The 15,791-nt window shown below is 34.6% G+C and carries 11 protein-coding genes, 4 pseudogenes and 1 riboswitch; of the genes and pseudogenes, 6 read left to right on the top strand and 9 right to left on the bottom strand.

Annotated elements, in window-relative coordinates; translation table 11 throughout:
- Nucleotides 1–115: 115 nt before the first annotated feature.
- Nucleotides 116–346, top strand: a pseudogene (locus DJ93_RS21200) (helix-turn-helix domain-containing protein); the annotation flags it as partial.
- Here DJ93_RS21200 and kdpA read toward each other — a convergent pair.
- Entirely contained in the window at nt 339–2,006 is a 1,668-nt protein-coding gene (gene kdpA, locus DJ93_RS21195) for a potassium-transporting ATPase subunit KdpA (RefSeq protein WP_042983067.1), read from the bottom strand. The pseudogene DJ93_RS21200 and the gene kdpA sit on opposite strands and share 8 nt — an antisense overlap.
- A 98-nt stretch (nt 2,007–2,104) precedes the next feature.
- Nucleotides 2,105–2,246: riboswitch (cyclic di-AMP (ydaO/yuaA leader) on the bottom strand.
- Between the two features lie 279 nt (nt 2,247–2,525).
- Between kdpA and DJ93_RS21190 the strand changes: the two genes are divergently transcribed.
- A complete protein-coding gene (locus DJ93_RS21190) occupies nt 2,526–3,224 on the top strand; it encodes a peptidase E (RefSeq protein ID WP_042983066.1) in 699 nt (232 codons plus the stop codon).
- Between the two features lie 63 nt (nt 3,225–3,287).
- Here DJ93_RS21190 and DJ93_RS21185 read toward each other — a convergent pair whose 3' ends face one another.
- The 3 genes and pseudogenes from DJ93_RS21185 to DJ93_RS21180 all read right to left on the bottom strand — a co-directional run bounded on the left by DJ93_RS21185 (nt 3,288) and on the right by DJ93_RS21180 (nt 5,818).
- Nucleotides 3,288–4,697 (bottom strand): MATE family efflux transporter, encoded by a 1,410-nt coding sequence (locus tag DJ93_RS21185; protein ID WP_042983065.1) that lies wholly within the window; start codon nt 4,695–4,697, stop codon nt 3,288–3,290.
- An 18-nt stretch (nt 4,698–4,715) separates the two neighbouring features.
- Nucleotides 4,716–5,007, bottom strand: a pseudogene (locus tag DJ93_RS33850) (GIY-YIG nuclease family protein); the annotation flags it as partial.
- Between the two features lie 46 nt (nt 5,008–5,053).
- Nucleotides 5,054–5,818: a DUF2087 domain-containing protein gene (locus tag DJ93_RS21180; protein WP_042983064.1), complete on the bottom strand. Its 765-nt coding sequence runs from the start codon at nt 5,816–5,818 to the stop codon at nt 5,054–5,056.
- 238 nt (nt 5,819–6,056) lie between these two features.
- Between DJ93_RS21180 and DJ93_RS30985 the strand changes: the two are divergent.
- A pseudogene (locus DJ93_RS30985) lies at nt 6,057–6,227 on the top strand (IS6 family transposase); the annotation flags it as partial.
- A 345-nt stretch (nt 6,228–6,572) separates the two neighbouring features.
- A complete protein-coding gene (locus DJ93_RS21170; RefSeq protein ID WP_042983063.1) occupies nt 6,573–7,922 on the top strand; it encodes an FAD-binding oxidoreductase in 1,350 nt (449 codons plus the stop codon).
- 40 nt (nt 7,923–7,962) lie between these two features.
- Here DJ93_RS21170 and fumC read toward each other — a convergent pair whose 3' ends face one another.
- Nucleotides 7,963–9,351, bottom strand: coding sequence for a class II fumarate hydratase (fumC, locus tag DJ93_RS21165; protein ID WP_042983062.1), 1,389 nt, complete (start codon nt 9,349–9,351; stop codon nt 7,963–7,965).
- 192 nt (nt 9,352–9,543) lie between these two features.
- On the opposite strand from fumC, the pseudogene DJ93_RS34860 reads away from it, so the two are divergent.
- Nucleotides 9,544–9,931 (top strand): annotated as a pseudogene (locus DJ93_RS34860) (SDR family NAD(P)-dependent oxidoreductase).
- 40 nt (nt 9,932–9,971) lie between these two features.
- Here DJ93_RS34860 and nhaC read toward each other — a convergent pair.
- From nhaC to DJ93_RS21140, 4 genes are all read right to left on the bottom strand, one after another.
- Nucleotides 9,972–11,375, bottom strand: coding sequence for a Na+/H+ antiporter NhaC (gene nhaC, locus DJ93_RS21155; RefSeq protein ID WP_042983060.1), 1,404 nt, complete (start codon nt 11,373–11,375; stop codon nt 9,972–9,974).
- Between the two features lie 346 nt (nt 11,376–11,721).
- The gene (locus tag DJ93_RS21150) at nt 11,722–12,381 is read right to left on the bottom strand and encodes a class I SAM-dependent methyltransferase (protein ID WP_042983059.1); all 660 of its coding nucleotides are present in this window, start codon (nt 12,379–12,381) and stop codon (nt 11,722–11,724) included.
- A 108-nt stretch (nt 12,382–12,489) separates the two neighbouring features.
- On the bottom strand, nt 12,490–13,383 hold the full coding sequence (locus tag DJ93_RS21145; RefSeq protein ID WP_042983058.1) for a TIGR03943 family putative permease subunit: 894 nt from the start codon (nt 13,381–13,383) through the stop codon (nt 12,490–12,492).
- A gap of 16 nt (nt 13,384–13,399) precedes the next feature.
- A complete protein-coding gene (locus tag DJ93_RS21140; protein ID WP_042984285.1) occupies nt 13,400–14,389 on the bottom strand; it encodes a permease in 990 nt (329 codons plus the stop codon).
- Between the two features lie 173 nt (nt 14,390–14,562).
- On the opposite strand from DJ93_RS21140, the gene DJ93_RS21135 reads away from it, so the two are divergent.
- Nucleotides 14,563–15,750, top strand: a complete 1,188-nt coding sequence (locus DJ93_RS21135) for a GTP-binding protein (protein WP_042983056.1) — start codon at nt 14,563–14,565, stop codon at nt 15,748–15,750.
- The last annotated feature ends 41 nt before the right edge of the window (nt 15,751–15,791 follow it).

Genomic DNA, 15,791 nt, shown 5'->3' with positions numbered 1-15,791 from the left:
TATAATGAACTATAATTAAATAATTTTTAATATAGTTTAACACAGAACAAACCTCGCGTTAATTAAATTTAATTTAATTTAATTAATTTAATTTAATTAGTAAGGAGAATTACTTATGGAAAATATAGATATTGGTAAAAAGATTGAAAAATAAAGAAAAGCGAAAGGTTTAGCTAGTAAAGAGCTAGCAAAGATGGCCGAAATTACCCCGTCCATGTTAAGCCAAATTGAACGCGGTTCGGCTAATCCTTCCATATAAACATGAAAGGTGTTAGCGAAAGCTCTTGATGTTCCGACATTTAGTTTTTTACTTGAAGAAACAAATACGGATGAGTTAATTATACGATAGTTAAAAATTCAGCAATCGGCCCAAGTACGAGCACTGGCAAAAATGTTAACGCACCTACTATACATACCGTACTAAGCAAGATTCCTCCAAATAAATGAGTATCCGTTTGAAAAGTACCTACAGTTTCAGGAATAACCTTCTTCTTTTTTAGCCCAACTGCGACAGCCAGCATTGTAATGAATCCTAAGTATCTACCAATATACATAACAATACCAGTTGAAAGATTCCAAAATGGTGTATTATCTTTTAAGCCTTCAAATCCAGATCCATTGTTAACAGCAGATGACGTATACTCATATATCACTTGCGTTAAACCGTGAAAACCAGGATTGGATATTGCGTCTGTGCCATAGTGAGTGGAAAAAGCAATTGCCGCTGCTCCAAGAATGAGTAATGGCTGAGATACAATCGTAATCGCGATTAACTTCATTTCTTTTCCTTCTAATTTTTTATTCAAAAACTCTGGCGTACGTCCAACCATTAACCCCGCTAAAAACACAGCAATCATCGCATACATGATGACGTTCATAAACCCAACTCCAATGCCGCCAAACACAGTACCTAAAAGCATATTTACAAGTGGAACCAATACTCCAATCGGTGTTAACGTGTCATGTGTGGTATTTACTCCCCCAGTTCCTGAAGCGCTTGTCACTGTTGCATACAGGGCAGATGAAATAACACCAAGACGAGCTTCTTTCCCTTCCATATTCCCTTGCGAACTCTCTAGGCCAAATTGATTAAGCAATGGATTTCCCTTTACTTCAGACATAGCAAGAATACCGAATCCGATAACAAAGAGAATAAGCATGGATATGAAAAATATTCTTCCTTGTTTTCGGTTACCAACCATTCTCCCGTATACAAATGGAAAAGCCATCGGAATTAACATTTGTAACATCATCTGTAGTACGTTACTAATCATATTCGGATTTTCAAAAGGGTGCGCAGAGACGGTTCCGAAAAATCCACCTCCATTGTCACCTAATTCTTTAATAGATAATAAAGAAGCTACTGGTCCGCGGGGAATCTCCTGTATTGTTCCTTCCGCAGTTTTCACAGTTACTGCCGAATCAAGTGTTTGAGGCGTCCCTAACAATACAAATAACAATGACATTACAAACGCAATCGGTAATAATACTCTTGTAATAGATTGTACAAAATCAACAAAAAAGTTCCCAACTCGTTTTCCAGCTAATAGACGAATAAACGTGATCCCAACTGCCATTGAAGTAGCAGGAGCTGCAAACATCATAAACGTCACACCGACCATTTGAGAAAAGTAAGATAAACTACTTTCTCCTCCGTAATGTTGTAAGTTTGCATTTGTCATAAACGTAATAGCTGTATGAAATGCTAAAGTAGGTTCTAATCCTTCAAAATGATTAGGGTTTAACGGCAACATTCCTTGTAATCGAAATATAGAATATACGACTACAATAAAAAAGAAATTTGTCATGATTAAACAAAACATATATTGTTTTCCGGTTTGATTATGTCCTTTAATACCAGCTACTTTGAATATTACTCCTTCTAGCGGGCCATATACTCTTTGAAAAGAATCACGCTTTTGAAAAGCATTGTATATGTAATCTCCCATAAGTTTTGCAATTAACACGAATAGACCAATTGTAATTAGACTTGTAAGCCAATTCATTCTTTTTCCCCTCTCTTTTTAAATAACAACTTACTTTTTTATCATTAAGAGAATAAAAAGAAACACTAGGTTGCACCTAGTGTTTTTTATACACACAAGTCCCCCCTCTCAAAACGCTGACGAGGTTAGCTGTCGGATTCGGACCTTGAGAGTAGCCCTACCTATGAAAGGATTCACCCCTAGTGACATATGCACAAATTTGGTTCCCCCGCTCCTAAATGGATTAAGCGATTATATAGCTGTCCAATCTAAATTGAGCTATTCTGACTGTTAATATACTCCTCTGGGTGATAGTTGTAAAGAGAGAAAAACAATTCCTTTCTTTCGAAAAAAATGTCCCAAAATCTATGAATACAAAATAAAAAGATAGTCATGCCCGAAAACTCTCCGTACAATAGTTACTGCTGACAAAACGATTTTTCGTATAATTTTTATTTTCACCTTTTGTTACAGAAGGAATGAAACTCCCCTATATCGAAACTTTACACTTAACAAAAATATATTAGGTGGTGCTTCACTATGAAATTAGCTGTAATTGGCGGCGGTGATTTACAAGACCCAAATCACCTTCCTATAAATCAACGGCTTATAGAACTAACTAACAAACAAAACCCGAAAGTATTATTCATTCCAACTGCAAGTCATGATGACGAAAGCTATATAGAATTATTTTTAGAAACATTTGAAAAACAATTGCATTGTGAGGTTCAAGTTTTGCGTAGCATAAATGAAACACATTCTGAACATGAAATAGATGAATTCTTCCATTCTACTGATTTAATCTATCTTGGTGGTGGAAATTACATTCAAATGCTTGAAAAATGGAAAGAACATAAAATAGATGAAAAATTAATAGAGGCTTTACAACGCGGGACATTTATTGCGGGGTATAGTGCTGGCGCTATGTGCTGGTTTACAACTAGTATTCGTTCAAATTATGCAGCTAGCGGTTACACTGAAAGTAGCGGATGGAGTATTGTTAATAAAAGATTTTGCCCACATTACAATCAATTAGATAGAATGAACGCCTTTCATTCATTTTTACAAAATCAAAAAGGTAATATAGAAGGCATTGCTTTAGAGGATAATTGCGCTTTATATATTACAGTAGATTCATTTGAAATTATTGGTGAACCCGAGAAAGCTTGGGAGTTTTATATGAGTAATAGAGAACTCATTAGACAACACTTTGATGTGACTTTAAAAAGCTATTTATAATCGATCAATAATAAAAATGTCCCCAAATATGAATACTTGGGGACATTTTTTTCCATTGTTATTTTAGCTAACTAATCGCGTAATTCGTTTCTTCTGCCATGAAAGCTTATAATATGCATATTGCAAGATTAGGCTTACAATGAATGCTGCTGGATATCCAACCCATATCCCCTTTATACCGAGACTTGTATGGTAAGAAAGATAATACGCAACAGGTACTTCGACAAGCCAAATCGATACAACACCGATAACTGTCGGCCATAATACTGTTCCACTTGCTCGCATTGTCGCACTAATAATTTGTGCATGACCGAATATTAAGTAACTCCATAATGTAATCATAACTAAACTATGAGCAATTTCAATTGTATTTTGACTTGTTAAAAATAGTGCTAGGATATCTTTTGAGAACAAATAAATAAGGGATATTAATACACCGCCAATGATATAATTCATGATAATTCCGGCCCTAACAACTTTCTGTAATCGATCAAATTGATTTGCACCAATCGATTGTGCAGCAAAAATTGATACAGTAATCCCGAGGCTAACAGCTGGCATTTGTACATAACTTGCAACTTGGTTTACAACACCATACGCTGCAGTCGCATCTGAACCGAAACGATTTACAAATGCAATTACTGCGATTTCAGATAATGAAACTAATATCATATTAATACTTGATGGAATACCGAGGCGTAATAATAACTTTAATAACTCCCAATCCATACGAAGATACTTTCTCACTGTCCCATCTAATTGCAATGGGTGATTTTTCTTCTTCAAATACACTAACATGACAATAAACGTTATAACTGTTGATATAACCGATGCATACGCAGCTCCGTAAACATCTAGCTTCGGAAGTCCTAACCAGCCAAAAATAAGAACCGGTAATAATATCATATTTAGCGCTGTACTAACGATTAAAAAGTAAAATGGTGTTTTGGAATCTCCTGTACCTCGCATAAATGTTGTATACGCAAAATATAAGAATAAAACTGGCATAGAAATAAATAAAATACGCGCATAATGGACACTTATATCAATAATATTTTCTGGCGTACCCATAAGGCGCATAATATCCAGTGCAAACACACTTCCTACTACTGCCAAAATAGCCCCAATAATAAAGGTAAACGTAAGCGTCGTACCAACGATAGCTTTTAAACGCTCTTCATTTTTAGCACCAAACGCCTGACCAATTAAAATGGAACTACCAGAGCCAATTCCAATTACGAATGAAACGAGTAGGAAAAATAATGGAAAGAATGCAGAAATAGCAGCTAAATCATTTACACCAAGCCATCTTCCTACCACTACCATACCAAATAATTGACCAACTGATTGTAATACATTACTTAAAAGTAAAGGAACTAAAAACATGGACATTGATTTCCACATCGGTTTATTTCCCTTTTCTGACTGCTGTGACTCTACACCTTCTTTATTGTTATCTGTAGGTGGTTTCAAATTTCATTTCTCCTTTTATTAAGAGTTTGCCCGTTTATACCCGCGCACTCCGTACGATTGTAATTCTTCCAGCCATTTCTCTTCTAATTTTTCAATTCTTTTTTCGGATTAAACTACCCAGTCTCTTTCTTTTTCAAAACATCTAACACTTCAAACTCAAAATACTCCGCACCAGATTCCTTCCATTCGTCTTGCAGCACTCTATTTGTATGTGGACCAATATGCAGCTCAAAACGCTCTCAACGTACACTTTTTTACTTTTTGTATTTGTAATACGATAAACACCTGCTTCACTCTCTGTCTCTTTGTATAGTTATTTTAATTATGTTCTTCTATTCATTATCCTTTCTTCCTTCTTATAATTTCACCCAATATTGACTTCCATCAGCTGTTCGATCTAGAAAACCATATTCAATTAAATACCTTCTTAAAGTTACAAAGTCTGAATATACACTTGCTAAAATTTCATTAACTTCTTTTTCTGTATACTTTTCATTACTATCAAATTTCTTCACTAAATGACGCAATATAATTAATTTACGTTTTTGTTTCTTCGGGAATTTTGAAAGCGGTCCATCCAGTCCTTCTGTAAAATGCGTTTTTAATACTTCATCATTTTCTTCTTCTGTAATATTGTATCGATCGTCCACCATCGTAGCTGTTCTATGAATCGGTACAAATTTAGATTGAACTTTCGATTTTTCTTCTGACAATTCCATTAACGCTAAAAATACTTTCGCTTGCTTCATCTTCTCCCGTAGTGTAAATCGATGATTCCGAATTGTTGATGTGCTACCGCCGTCCATCTCTTTCACAATCTCTTTATCATTTAACCCCATATAAAAGAACTGGACCATTTTCTTTTGTAAATCCGTTAAACCTGTAAACTTTTTATCAAGATGTAATAAATACTCAAACATAGATGTATGTTCATTTTCAATATGCAATTGTACAAATTTCTCCGCCTCATATAAAACGTTATGATCTTGATATATAACACCTTTTATAAACGTTTCCCCACATGCTAAACAAATGTATTCTTCTGTCTCCTCTTCAAATACATATCCTTTTTTCAGTTCTTCTACTGAAGCATCCCAAAACTTCTCTGAAATATCACTCATACCAAACAATCCTCCTAAATGTTTATTATAAATACAAACAAATTATAATATCGTTTACTTCCACTTCATCATCTTATCACAAACAAAATAAACATTTCAACATTTCGTTTACCTATTTTATAAACTTTTATAAAAATATCTATTCAACCATAACAAAGAGAGGTTCTGGTGCAAAAACCCTAAAGCTCTTGTAAGTAATCTTCTAAACTTGGACATACTGATAGTATTACTCTAAAAAAGGAAACGTGTGCATTCTATGTTGGGATTCAAGTCATTTAAAACAACAATCTCTATATTGAGTGGTGTGGAAGCCATACATATGATAAAAAAGGGACAGATTGATTTAGAAAACCAGTCTGTCCAAAATCAAAAAGAGTTCATTCACCAAACGTTTGGACTTATAGCATAAAATACGATTCTGTTAGGAATCTACTATTTTCCGTGTCATTCTTCATATATTTGCACCAGAACCTTAATTTTAGATTGGAATTCCGAAACACAATCTATAGATTCAGTTTTTAGTAGTGTTTCATAGAGACAGTTTTTTGTAAATTGGACGGAGTATATAAGAAATAGATATGATCTCCAAACGGAACCATCGTTTCAATATTAATCTCCCTTCAGGCTAACCACCCTCTAGTTAGCCTCTTTTCATTACATAAAGATGCTCCTATCTATCACAAACAAACGATACGAACATACACTATTTCTAAAAAAGTTAGTTTCTACTCCAAATAAATGAAAGGTGTTTATCATGTCTGAGTTAAATTATGAAGGACTAACAGGCGAAATTATTACACGATACGAACGAGAATATGAGGAATCTAGACAAGAATGGAATCGCTCTATTCAAAAATTCCCGTTAGTTATTGTTTATTGTTATACAAAATGGGATGTTAGTAATGCAATTATTTGGGCAAGAAAAAACAAAATAGATATTCGTATCCGTTCCGGTGGACATCATTACGAAGGCTATTCTGTCGGCAACAATGTCCTCGTTATTGATATAAGTAGAATGAACCATTTGCAACTTAATCAACGTAAAAATACGTTAAAAATACAAGGAGGTGCTCAAAACAAACAAGTGTATGATTTTATTTCATCAAAGGGCTATTCATTCCCTGGAGGTACGTGTCCTACTGTCGGGATAAGCGGATACACATTAGGCGGTGGCTGGGGCTACTCTAGTAGATATTTCGGACTTGGCTGTGACAGTTTATTAGAACTAGAATTGATTGACTATAAAGGTAACATAATTATAGCAAATGAAACATGCCATAAAGATTTATTTTGGGCATGCCGCGGCGCTGGTGGCGGAAACTTTGGCGTCGTCGTTTCACTCACTTTTAAGCTCCCTCCTAAAGTTGAGAAAGTTACTTTAGTTGAACTATATTGGCCTAACACTTCCGTAGGTATTCAAAAGGAATTTCTTCATACATGGCAAAAGTGGTTAACAAATTTAAATAATAAAATGACAATCGGCGCAAGCATATATAATTCAGCTACGGAAGGACTAGCAATATATGGACGAGGTTTATTTTACGGTACACCAGAAGAAGCTAAAATCATTTTACAAAATTTACTCCATATAAGCGAGGTGAAAATGAATTTACAATACGTCAGTTTTCTTGAAGCAGTAAACATTGTACAGTCTTCGTATCCACCATCCGAACAGTTTAAATCTACAGGCCGATTTGTGCATAAACAATATAACGAAGAAGAAATCGAAAAAATTATTAGTCTTATTGGAGAAAGAGCTACCGGCAGCATTTTTGCAGCGATAAGCCTCTATCCGCTGGGAGGAAAAGTGAACGACATTAAAAAAAATGAAACTGCTTTTTATTACCGAGATGCCCATTATATTATCGGTATTCAATCGATATGGGAAGATCCTATCTTTAAAAAGGATAATGTTCAATGGCTAGAAAAACGATTTAACTATATAGAGTCGATAACAGAAGGATCATTTATCAATTTTCCGTACAGTAATTTAGAAGATTATATGAATGCTTATTACGGAGCACATGCAAACAAACTAAGGAAAATAAATAAAAAATATGATCCGTTAGGTGTATTTAGTTTTCCACAAGGAATTGAAAGATAAAAAAGCTAAGATTCTAATCTAAGAATCTTAGCTTTTTTCATTACTCTTTCGGAGCAATCATTTTCTTCGGATCTACAATTTCGTCAAATTGTTCTTCTGTTAATAATCCTGATTGTAATGCTGCTTCTTTTAAAGTTAATCCGTCTTTATGAGCATACTTCGCAATTTTCGCTGCATTTTCATATCCGATGTGTGGATTTAACGCTGTTACAAGCATTAATGAACGATTCACATTTTGATTAATTACTTCTTCATTCGCTTCAATACCAACTGCACAGTTATCATTGAACGAAACAGTTGCATCCGCTAATAAATGAGCTGATTGTAAGAAGTTATAAGCAATAACTGGTTTAAATACATTTAGTTCAAAGTTACCTTGGCTCGCAGCAAATCCGATTGTTGCGTCATTTCCCATAACTTGCGCTGTAACCATTGTTAAAGCTTCACTTTGTGTTGGGTTTACTTTACCTGGCATAATAGAGCTACCTGGTTCATTTGCAGGAATAATAATTTCCCCAAGACCACTACGTGGGCCACTTGCAAGCCAGCGCACATCATTAGCAATCTTCATTAGATCAGCAGCTAACGCTTTTAATGCTCCATGTGCAAATACAACTTCATCATGACTTGTTAATGCATGGAACTTATTCGGTGCAGAAACGAATTGCTTACCTGTAAATTGACTAATTTCTTCCGCTACCATCTCACCAAATTTAGGGTGTGCATTAATTCCTGTTCCAACTGCAGTACCACCAATTGCTAGTTCTTTCATATATGTATTGCTATCTGCAATCATACGCTCTGTTTTTTCAAGCATACGGTGCCAACCACTAATTTCTTGTCCTAATGTTAAAGGTGTTGCATCTTGTAAATGCGTACGACCAATTTTAATAATATGTTCAAAAGCAGTTACTTTTTCTGCTAAAGTTTCTTTTAATTTCGTAATAGCTGGTAATACGTGATTTTCTACCGCAATTACACACGCTACATGTAGCGCTGTTGGGAATGTGTCATTTGAACTTTGAGACATGTTCACATCATCATTCGGATGAATATGTACATCAAGTCCTTTCTCTTTCAAAATTTGATTCCCACGGTTTGCAATTACTTCATTCACATTCATATTCGATTGTGTACCACTACCTGTTTGCCATACAACAAGTGGGAAATGTTCATTCCATTGTCCTGCAATAATTTCATCAGCAGCTTCCACAATTGCTTGCGCTTTTTCTTCTGGTAGCTTTCCTAATTTTTGATTACTAAGCGCAGCACTTTTCTTTAAAATCGCAAATGCTTTTACAATTTCAAGTGGCATATGCTCTGTTCCAATTGGAAAGTTTTCCTTACTACGCTGCGTTTGTGCTGCCCATAATTTATCAGCAGGAACCTTTATTTCTCCTAATGTATCTCTTTCAATTCTGTACTCCATTTTTTCATCCCCTTGAAAATAAAATACCTACATTTCTTATTTTAACAGACTTCTATCCGAATGATAAGAATTCTCACTCTTATATATAAATATTTAATACATAATTTTTCTCAATTCCCCTTGACCTGAACTTAAATTTAGGCTGTATTCTTTCAATTGTAACCTACAGTATAGAAATTGGAGGAATTTAATATGAGCAAATATGCTTTCGTAACAGGTGCAAATAAAGGGATTGGATATGAAATCGTTCGCCAATTATCCGAAAAAAATTATCATGTATTTGTAGGGGCTCGTAATGAAGAACTTGGTCAGCAAGCTGTGCAATCTTTAAATCTTTTAAACATTTCCTTTATTCCCGTAGATATTTCTAATTCGCAACCCATTCAAAAAATCAAACAATTTATCGATTGGTCAATGGATGGAAATACGACTATTTTTCAGCGATTAGAATTGATGAAAAAAATAAGAAAGAAATGTCTTACAACAAATTCAGGATACTGAAAAGAACTTAAAAAAGATTCAACGAAAAATCGCAAAATATGAGCATGAAATAACTGCGATAACTCATAATACAAACTAAAAAAATCACCTTCTACAATACATAGAAGGTGATTTTTTATTTATGATGCTTGCTTTCCTTTATCTACATCATCTACATACCAAATGAACTTACCTGTATATCCATAAATAACTGCTAAAATTAATGAAACGAAACTTAACCACATAAATGGAATGTATGATAGTGTTGATACACCTAAAATACCAGCCATAAAGATACCATTATCAGACCATGGGACCATACCAGAAGTCAATGTTCCACCAACTTCTGAGTTACGAGCTAATACGCGGCGATCTAATTTTAATTTATCATAACTGTCTTGCATAATTTTTGGCGTTAAAATAAGCGACACATACATCGCACAACCAAATACGTTTGCTAAGAACGCAACGATTAATGTAGAAAGTGTTACATTACCTGCAGAATTTAACTTCTTCTCAAATTTTGAAACGATTACTTTTAGAACACCTAGTTTTTCAAGTAATCCCCCAAAACCTAATCCGAAAATAATAACTGCTACTGAACTAAGCATACCGTTAATTCCACCACGGTTTAATAACTTATCAATGAAATCAACACCTGATTTAATCGAGAATCCGTTATATGCTGTTCCAATTGCCTCCCCAAAGTGCATACCTTGGAAAAGAGCTGCCCAAATCGCTCCAAGCAACGCTCCCATTGCAATGGTTGGCATTGATGGCTTCTTCATTGCTAACAATACAATAACAATAACTGCTGGAACAAGCATCCATATTTTAATATCGAAATGCTTTAGTAAAGATTCTTTTAAAAATTCTACTTTATTCAAATCAACATTATCTCCACCATACACCCATCCAGCAACTGTAAACATAATACCAGTAATAATGTATGCTGGAACATCTAATACAAGCATTGCTCGAACGTGAGCAATAACATCTACTTTCGCCATAGAAGCAGCAAGTACTGTACTATCAGACAGTGGAGATAATTTATCTCCGAAATATGCACCTGAAAGAACGGCACCAGCAACAAGTGGAAGTGGTAATCCAAGCCCTTCACCAATTGCCATCATAGCAATACCAGCTGTACCAACTGTTCCCCATGATGTCCCTGTTGCGATAGAAGTAATTGAACAAATAATTAAAGTTGCTAATAAGAATATGCTCGGATGGATGAATTCTAATCCATAGTAGATCAATGTCGGTACAACTCCACCAGCAATCCATGTTCCAATTAAAGCTCCTACTGCAACTAAAATAAGAACTGCTTCTAATCCGTTAGAAATTCCTTTCGTAATTGCATCTTGCAACTCTTGATAACGAAATCCTAATCTTAATCCAAGCGCAATAACTAAAAACCATGAAATAAAGAGCGCTAATTGAATTGGGAGATCAAAAATCGTTTGGAAGGAAAAGACGACAGCAAGAAATAGTAACAAAAGAATAATAATTTCTGGCATCGATGGTAATCTTACACTTTTCATTTTCTTCTCTCCTTACAAGTCGATAACATGATGTATGTCGTCTTACGTGTATACTGTATACAATTAGCGAAGACAAAACAAAATTTTCATATTATTTCGATTTATTTTTCCAGTATAATATATGCACAACCCTTTCTATTGTAAAAGTTGATTGAGCTTTTCGCAATGAAAATTATAAAAAATGTTGTATCTTTATTTATTTGTAAAAAAACACTCTTACAGTTATAAATCATTACATATCTTTCACTAATGTTCTTACGTTAATGACAAAGTATTCAAAGATAAAAAAAAAGCCTTCTTTACTCAACATTGTAAAGAGAGCTTTTTTTTAATTCATAAGATTTTTCTACCTATACATATTTTGTATTTCATTTTTATTATTAAGTATTTCCACAAATTTATCACTACAGCCTTTTGGAAATAAAACACCGAGTCCATAGGAATGCTCAAATTGCAAATGAGGATATCGTACTTTTACTTCATCCCAAAGCTTATACACACCAAAATCACCAGTTGTTACCGCAATGTCATGAAATAAAACGATACCATTATCGGCAACTTTAGGTAGCCATGTTTCATAATCATGAGAAACCGCTTCGTACGTATGATATCCATCAATATGCAAAATGTCTATCGTCTCATCTTCAAATCTACTCACCGCATCATCAAAAGTAGATCGAATTAATGTTCCTATATTCGGATAGTGATAGTTTGTTACTTTCTTGACGATTTGAAAAACGCCTTCTCCATATGGTCCTGTATGCCCATCTCCTATCCAAGTATCTACCGCAAAACACTTGGCAGACAATCCCCCGTCCTTTATCCCTTGGCAAAAACTAAAGAACGAAGCACCAAGAAGAGTACCTAGTTCTACTACCTTTTCTGGCTGGTGAAATCGAACTAAATCATAAGCAAAATTCAAATGACCACTCCATGCAGAATTCGTTCGAATAATATGGCTCAAGTTATCAAATTCAAATGAAGGTGTATGAGTAACCCAGTTCATTTCATGTCTCCTTATACACAATATTTTTTACTAAATTATTCTTATCTTTATTTTCTTGTAGCAATGATTATGATTCTATTCTATAAAAACATTAAGAAGACACTGCGCTTATTGCTGAGACAAAGCATCATACACATAAGGTTCTTTCGGCTTTTTAATCTTTTCCACCTTCTTTACTTTCACAAGCGGAAATAATGTTCCTTTATATGTTGTTTCATCTAGTACTCCCGTTACTTTTACCCACATTTCCTCTGAAAGCTTTTTTATATCTTGCCCAGAAACAATCAAGCCCCAAACAGACGCATCTGCAATACAACACGTAATACCATACCGAGCAACTACTACTTTATCCCCCTTCACCTCTTTATCATTATAAATAAACCCTGAAAATGTAATTTCTTTCCCCTTAAATCCAAGGACATCTTGACCAATTATATTCATTGTTTGGATATAATTTTTATCCTCCACTTGTATTTTCCGCTGGCCCAATATATTTTTTGCTAGCTCTTCTTCTGATTGTTCTGAAGCTGGTAAGTTCTGAATAGGCTCTTCTTCTTGATCAACTAATAACTCCCGCCGATCAGAGCTCACTTGTCGTTGAGGTGCTGCTTTTCCTTCCATACTTTTCGCCTGAGCACTTTGATTCATTCCCCTTTTTGAAGCTAAACTACCATCAATTGTTACGTTAGAAAATAAAAAGGCGCTAATAATCGGGATAACAAATAAGGCGTATAAAAGAAAAGTCCTTCCCCTCGATGTGGATATATTATGATGTCCACAACATTCGCAATCCTTTTGCTTCTTTTCATTGCTGCTCCACACTTGTAAGCAGCCTAAAAATAAAAACATTGCGAAAGCTACGTAAGTAAATTTAATCATTTTAGGAGCGATAAAGTGATCGATATTTCCTGTTACGAGAAGTTTAAATAAAAGCATCGCTAAACCGATTAAAATAATGCCACGAATATAACGATGATACGCCTTCTTCTTTTCGATAGTCATCCTTTCTCCCTCCCCATTACATTGTGAGCTGAACGACAATGTACACAGACAAAATTACAATTCCGATAAAAAAGAAGACGAATTTCTTTTGAAAATAAGCAAATAACATAAATGTATTTTTAATATCAAGCATAGGACCAAATACGAGAAATGCGAGAAGTGATTTTGTCGAAAAAACAGGTCCGAAAGATGCTGCAATAAACGCATCAGCTGCTGAGCAAATTGATAAAACATAACCGAATCCCATCATAATCACCGGAGAAATCATTTCACTATGTGCTACCGTATCAAGTACATTTCGATCAAAAAATGTTTGAAATAAACTAGCTAAACACGCACCGATTAATAAATATTTTCCTGTATCAAAAAATTCATCAACCGTATGGTTCGCAACATCTTTCCAACTCTTACTTTGTGCTTCTTGAACAGGAATCTCTGTATCTTTTAAAACATTTTGTCCCCGGTAGCAATAATACATAATCAATCCGATTAGTAGAGCGACAAGAATTGTTATACCAAATCGGGCATACACAATGGTAGAATTCGTCTGAAATGCATAAAAAGTTGATAAAAAAACAATTGGGTTCATAATAGGCGCACTTACTAAAATAACAATCCCAACATGAAGAGGTAATCCTTTTTGAATAAGCCTTCTCACAATAGGTATAATGACACATTCACACATCGGAAAAATAATGCCTACAAATGCAGCCGGTATCACCGCTATAATAGGAGATTTCGGCAATACTTTTCGAATCATATCTTCCGTCACAAAGACTTGGATAATAGATGAAACGATAACTCCTAATAAAATAAAAGGTATGGCTTCAAAGAAAATACTTAAAAAAATTGTATTTACGTTCAACCACTCTTTCGGAATGCTTTTGTGCAAATGTGCTAAGCTTGTAAAATCTACAAAAAATAATAAAAAGAGAAAAATAGCAATGAGAACTATACCAATTAGCTCTTTTGAAATTCTATTAAAAACCAACGTCCTCGCCTCCACTTTATTCATATTTAAGCATATGCTTGTCCAAACTCTCTATGACACTACCAAAACAATTTTATACTCTATTCCTATTCATAAATCGTAATCATTATGATTTACTCTTGCATTTCTCTCTCTTGTCATTTATCATAAAGCGTAACGATTACGATTTACAAAAGGGAGATTACATGATGAAAAAAGTACCTATTACTGTATTAAGCGGATTTTTAGGAGCCGGAAAAACCACTTTACTACATCATATATTAACGAATAGAGAAAATTTAAAAATAGCGGTTATTGTGAATGATATGAGTGAAATAAACATTGACGCTTCTCTCATAAAAAAAGGTGGTTTTTCACGTACAGAAGAAAAATTAGTAGAAATTCAAAATGGTTGTATTTGCTGTACACTTCGGGAAGATTTAATAATTGAAGTAAATCGTCTCGTTGAAAACGGTGATATTGACTATATTGTCATTGAGTCCTCTGGTATTAGCGAACCTATACCAGTTGCACAAACATTTACGTATACTGACGAAACACTTGACATTGATTTAACAAAGAACTGCCGGCTCGATACGATGATTACAGTCGTTGATGCAAATAGATTTTGGGATGATTTTGCCGATGGTGAAAGTTTATTAGATCGTAAACAAGCTGTCGATAAAAACGATACACGGGAAGTAATTGATTTACTAATAGACCAAATTGAATTTGCAAATGTTATTATTCTCAATAAAATAGATTTACTAGAAACAGAAGATATTGAAGAACTTCACCGCTTATTACAAAAGTTGAACCCTGGCGCAAAAATTATTGATTCTTCATTTAGCCAAGTGCCATTAAACGAGATTTTAAATACGAATTTATTTGACTATGAAACAGTTAGTCAGTCAGCTGGTTGGATTCAGGAATTAAATAGTGAACACCATACACCAGAAACAGAAGAGTACGGCATCGGTTCCTTTGTATACCGTCGTAAACGCCCATTCCATCCGGTACGCCTTATGAATTGGTTACAAAATTGGCCATTAGATGTCGTTAGGGCAAAAGGATTTTTCTGGCTAGCATCACGGAATCACATGATGGGACTTATTTCTCAAGCCGGCTCTTCTATTACAATACAAGGCGCTGGTGAATGGATTGCCTCTTTACCTGAAGCAGAACAAGAGCGAATGATGAGAGAAGAACCCGAAATATTACAAAATTGGGATTCAAAATACGGAGATCGTATGACTGAACTCGTGTTTATTGGCATTGAAATGGATCGACTTACTATTGAAAGCTCTTTAGATGCTTGCCTACTAACAGAAGAAGAAATGCAACAAGACTGGAATACATTTGTTGATCCTATTCCACCTTTTACTACTGCTTCCTAAATACAAAATAAAAAGACCTCATCAAAGATGAAGTCTTTTTA

It is taken from the genome of Bacillus clarus (genome assembly GCF_000746925.1).
Lineage (GTDB): Bacteria > Bacillota > Bacilli > Bacillales > Bacillaceae_G > Bacillus_A > Bacillus_A clarus.
This window is presented reverse-complemented; position numbering and strand designations above follow the sequence as displayed.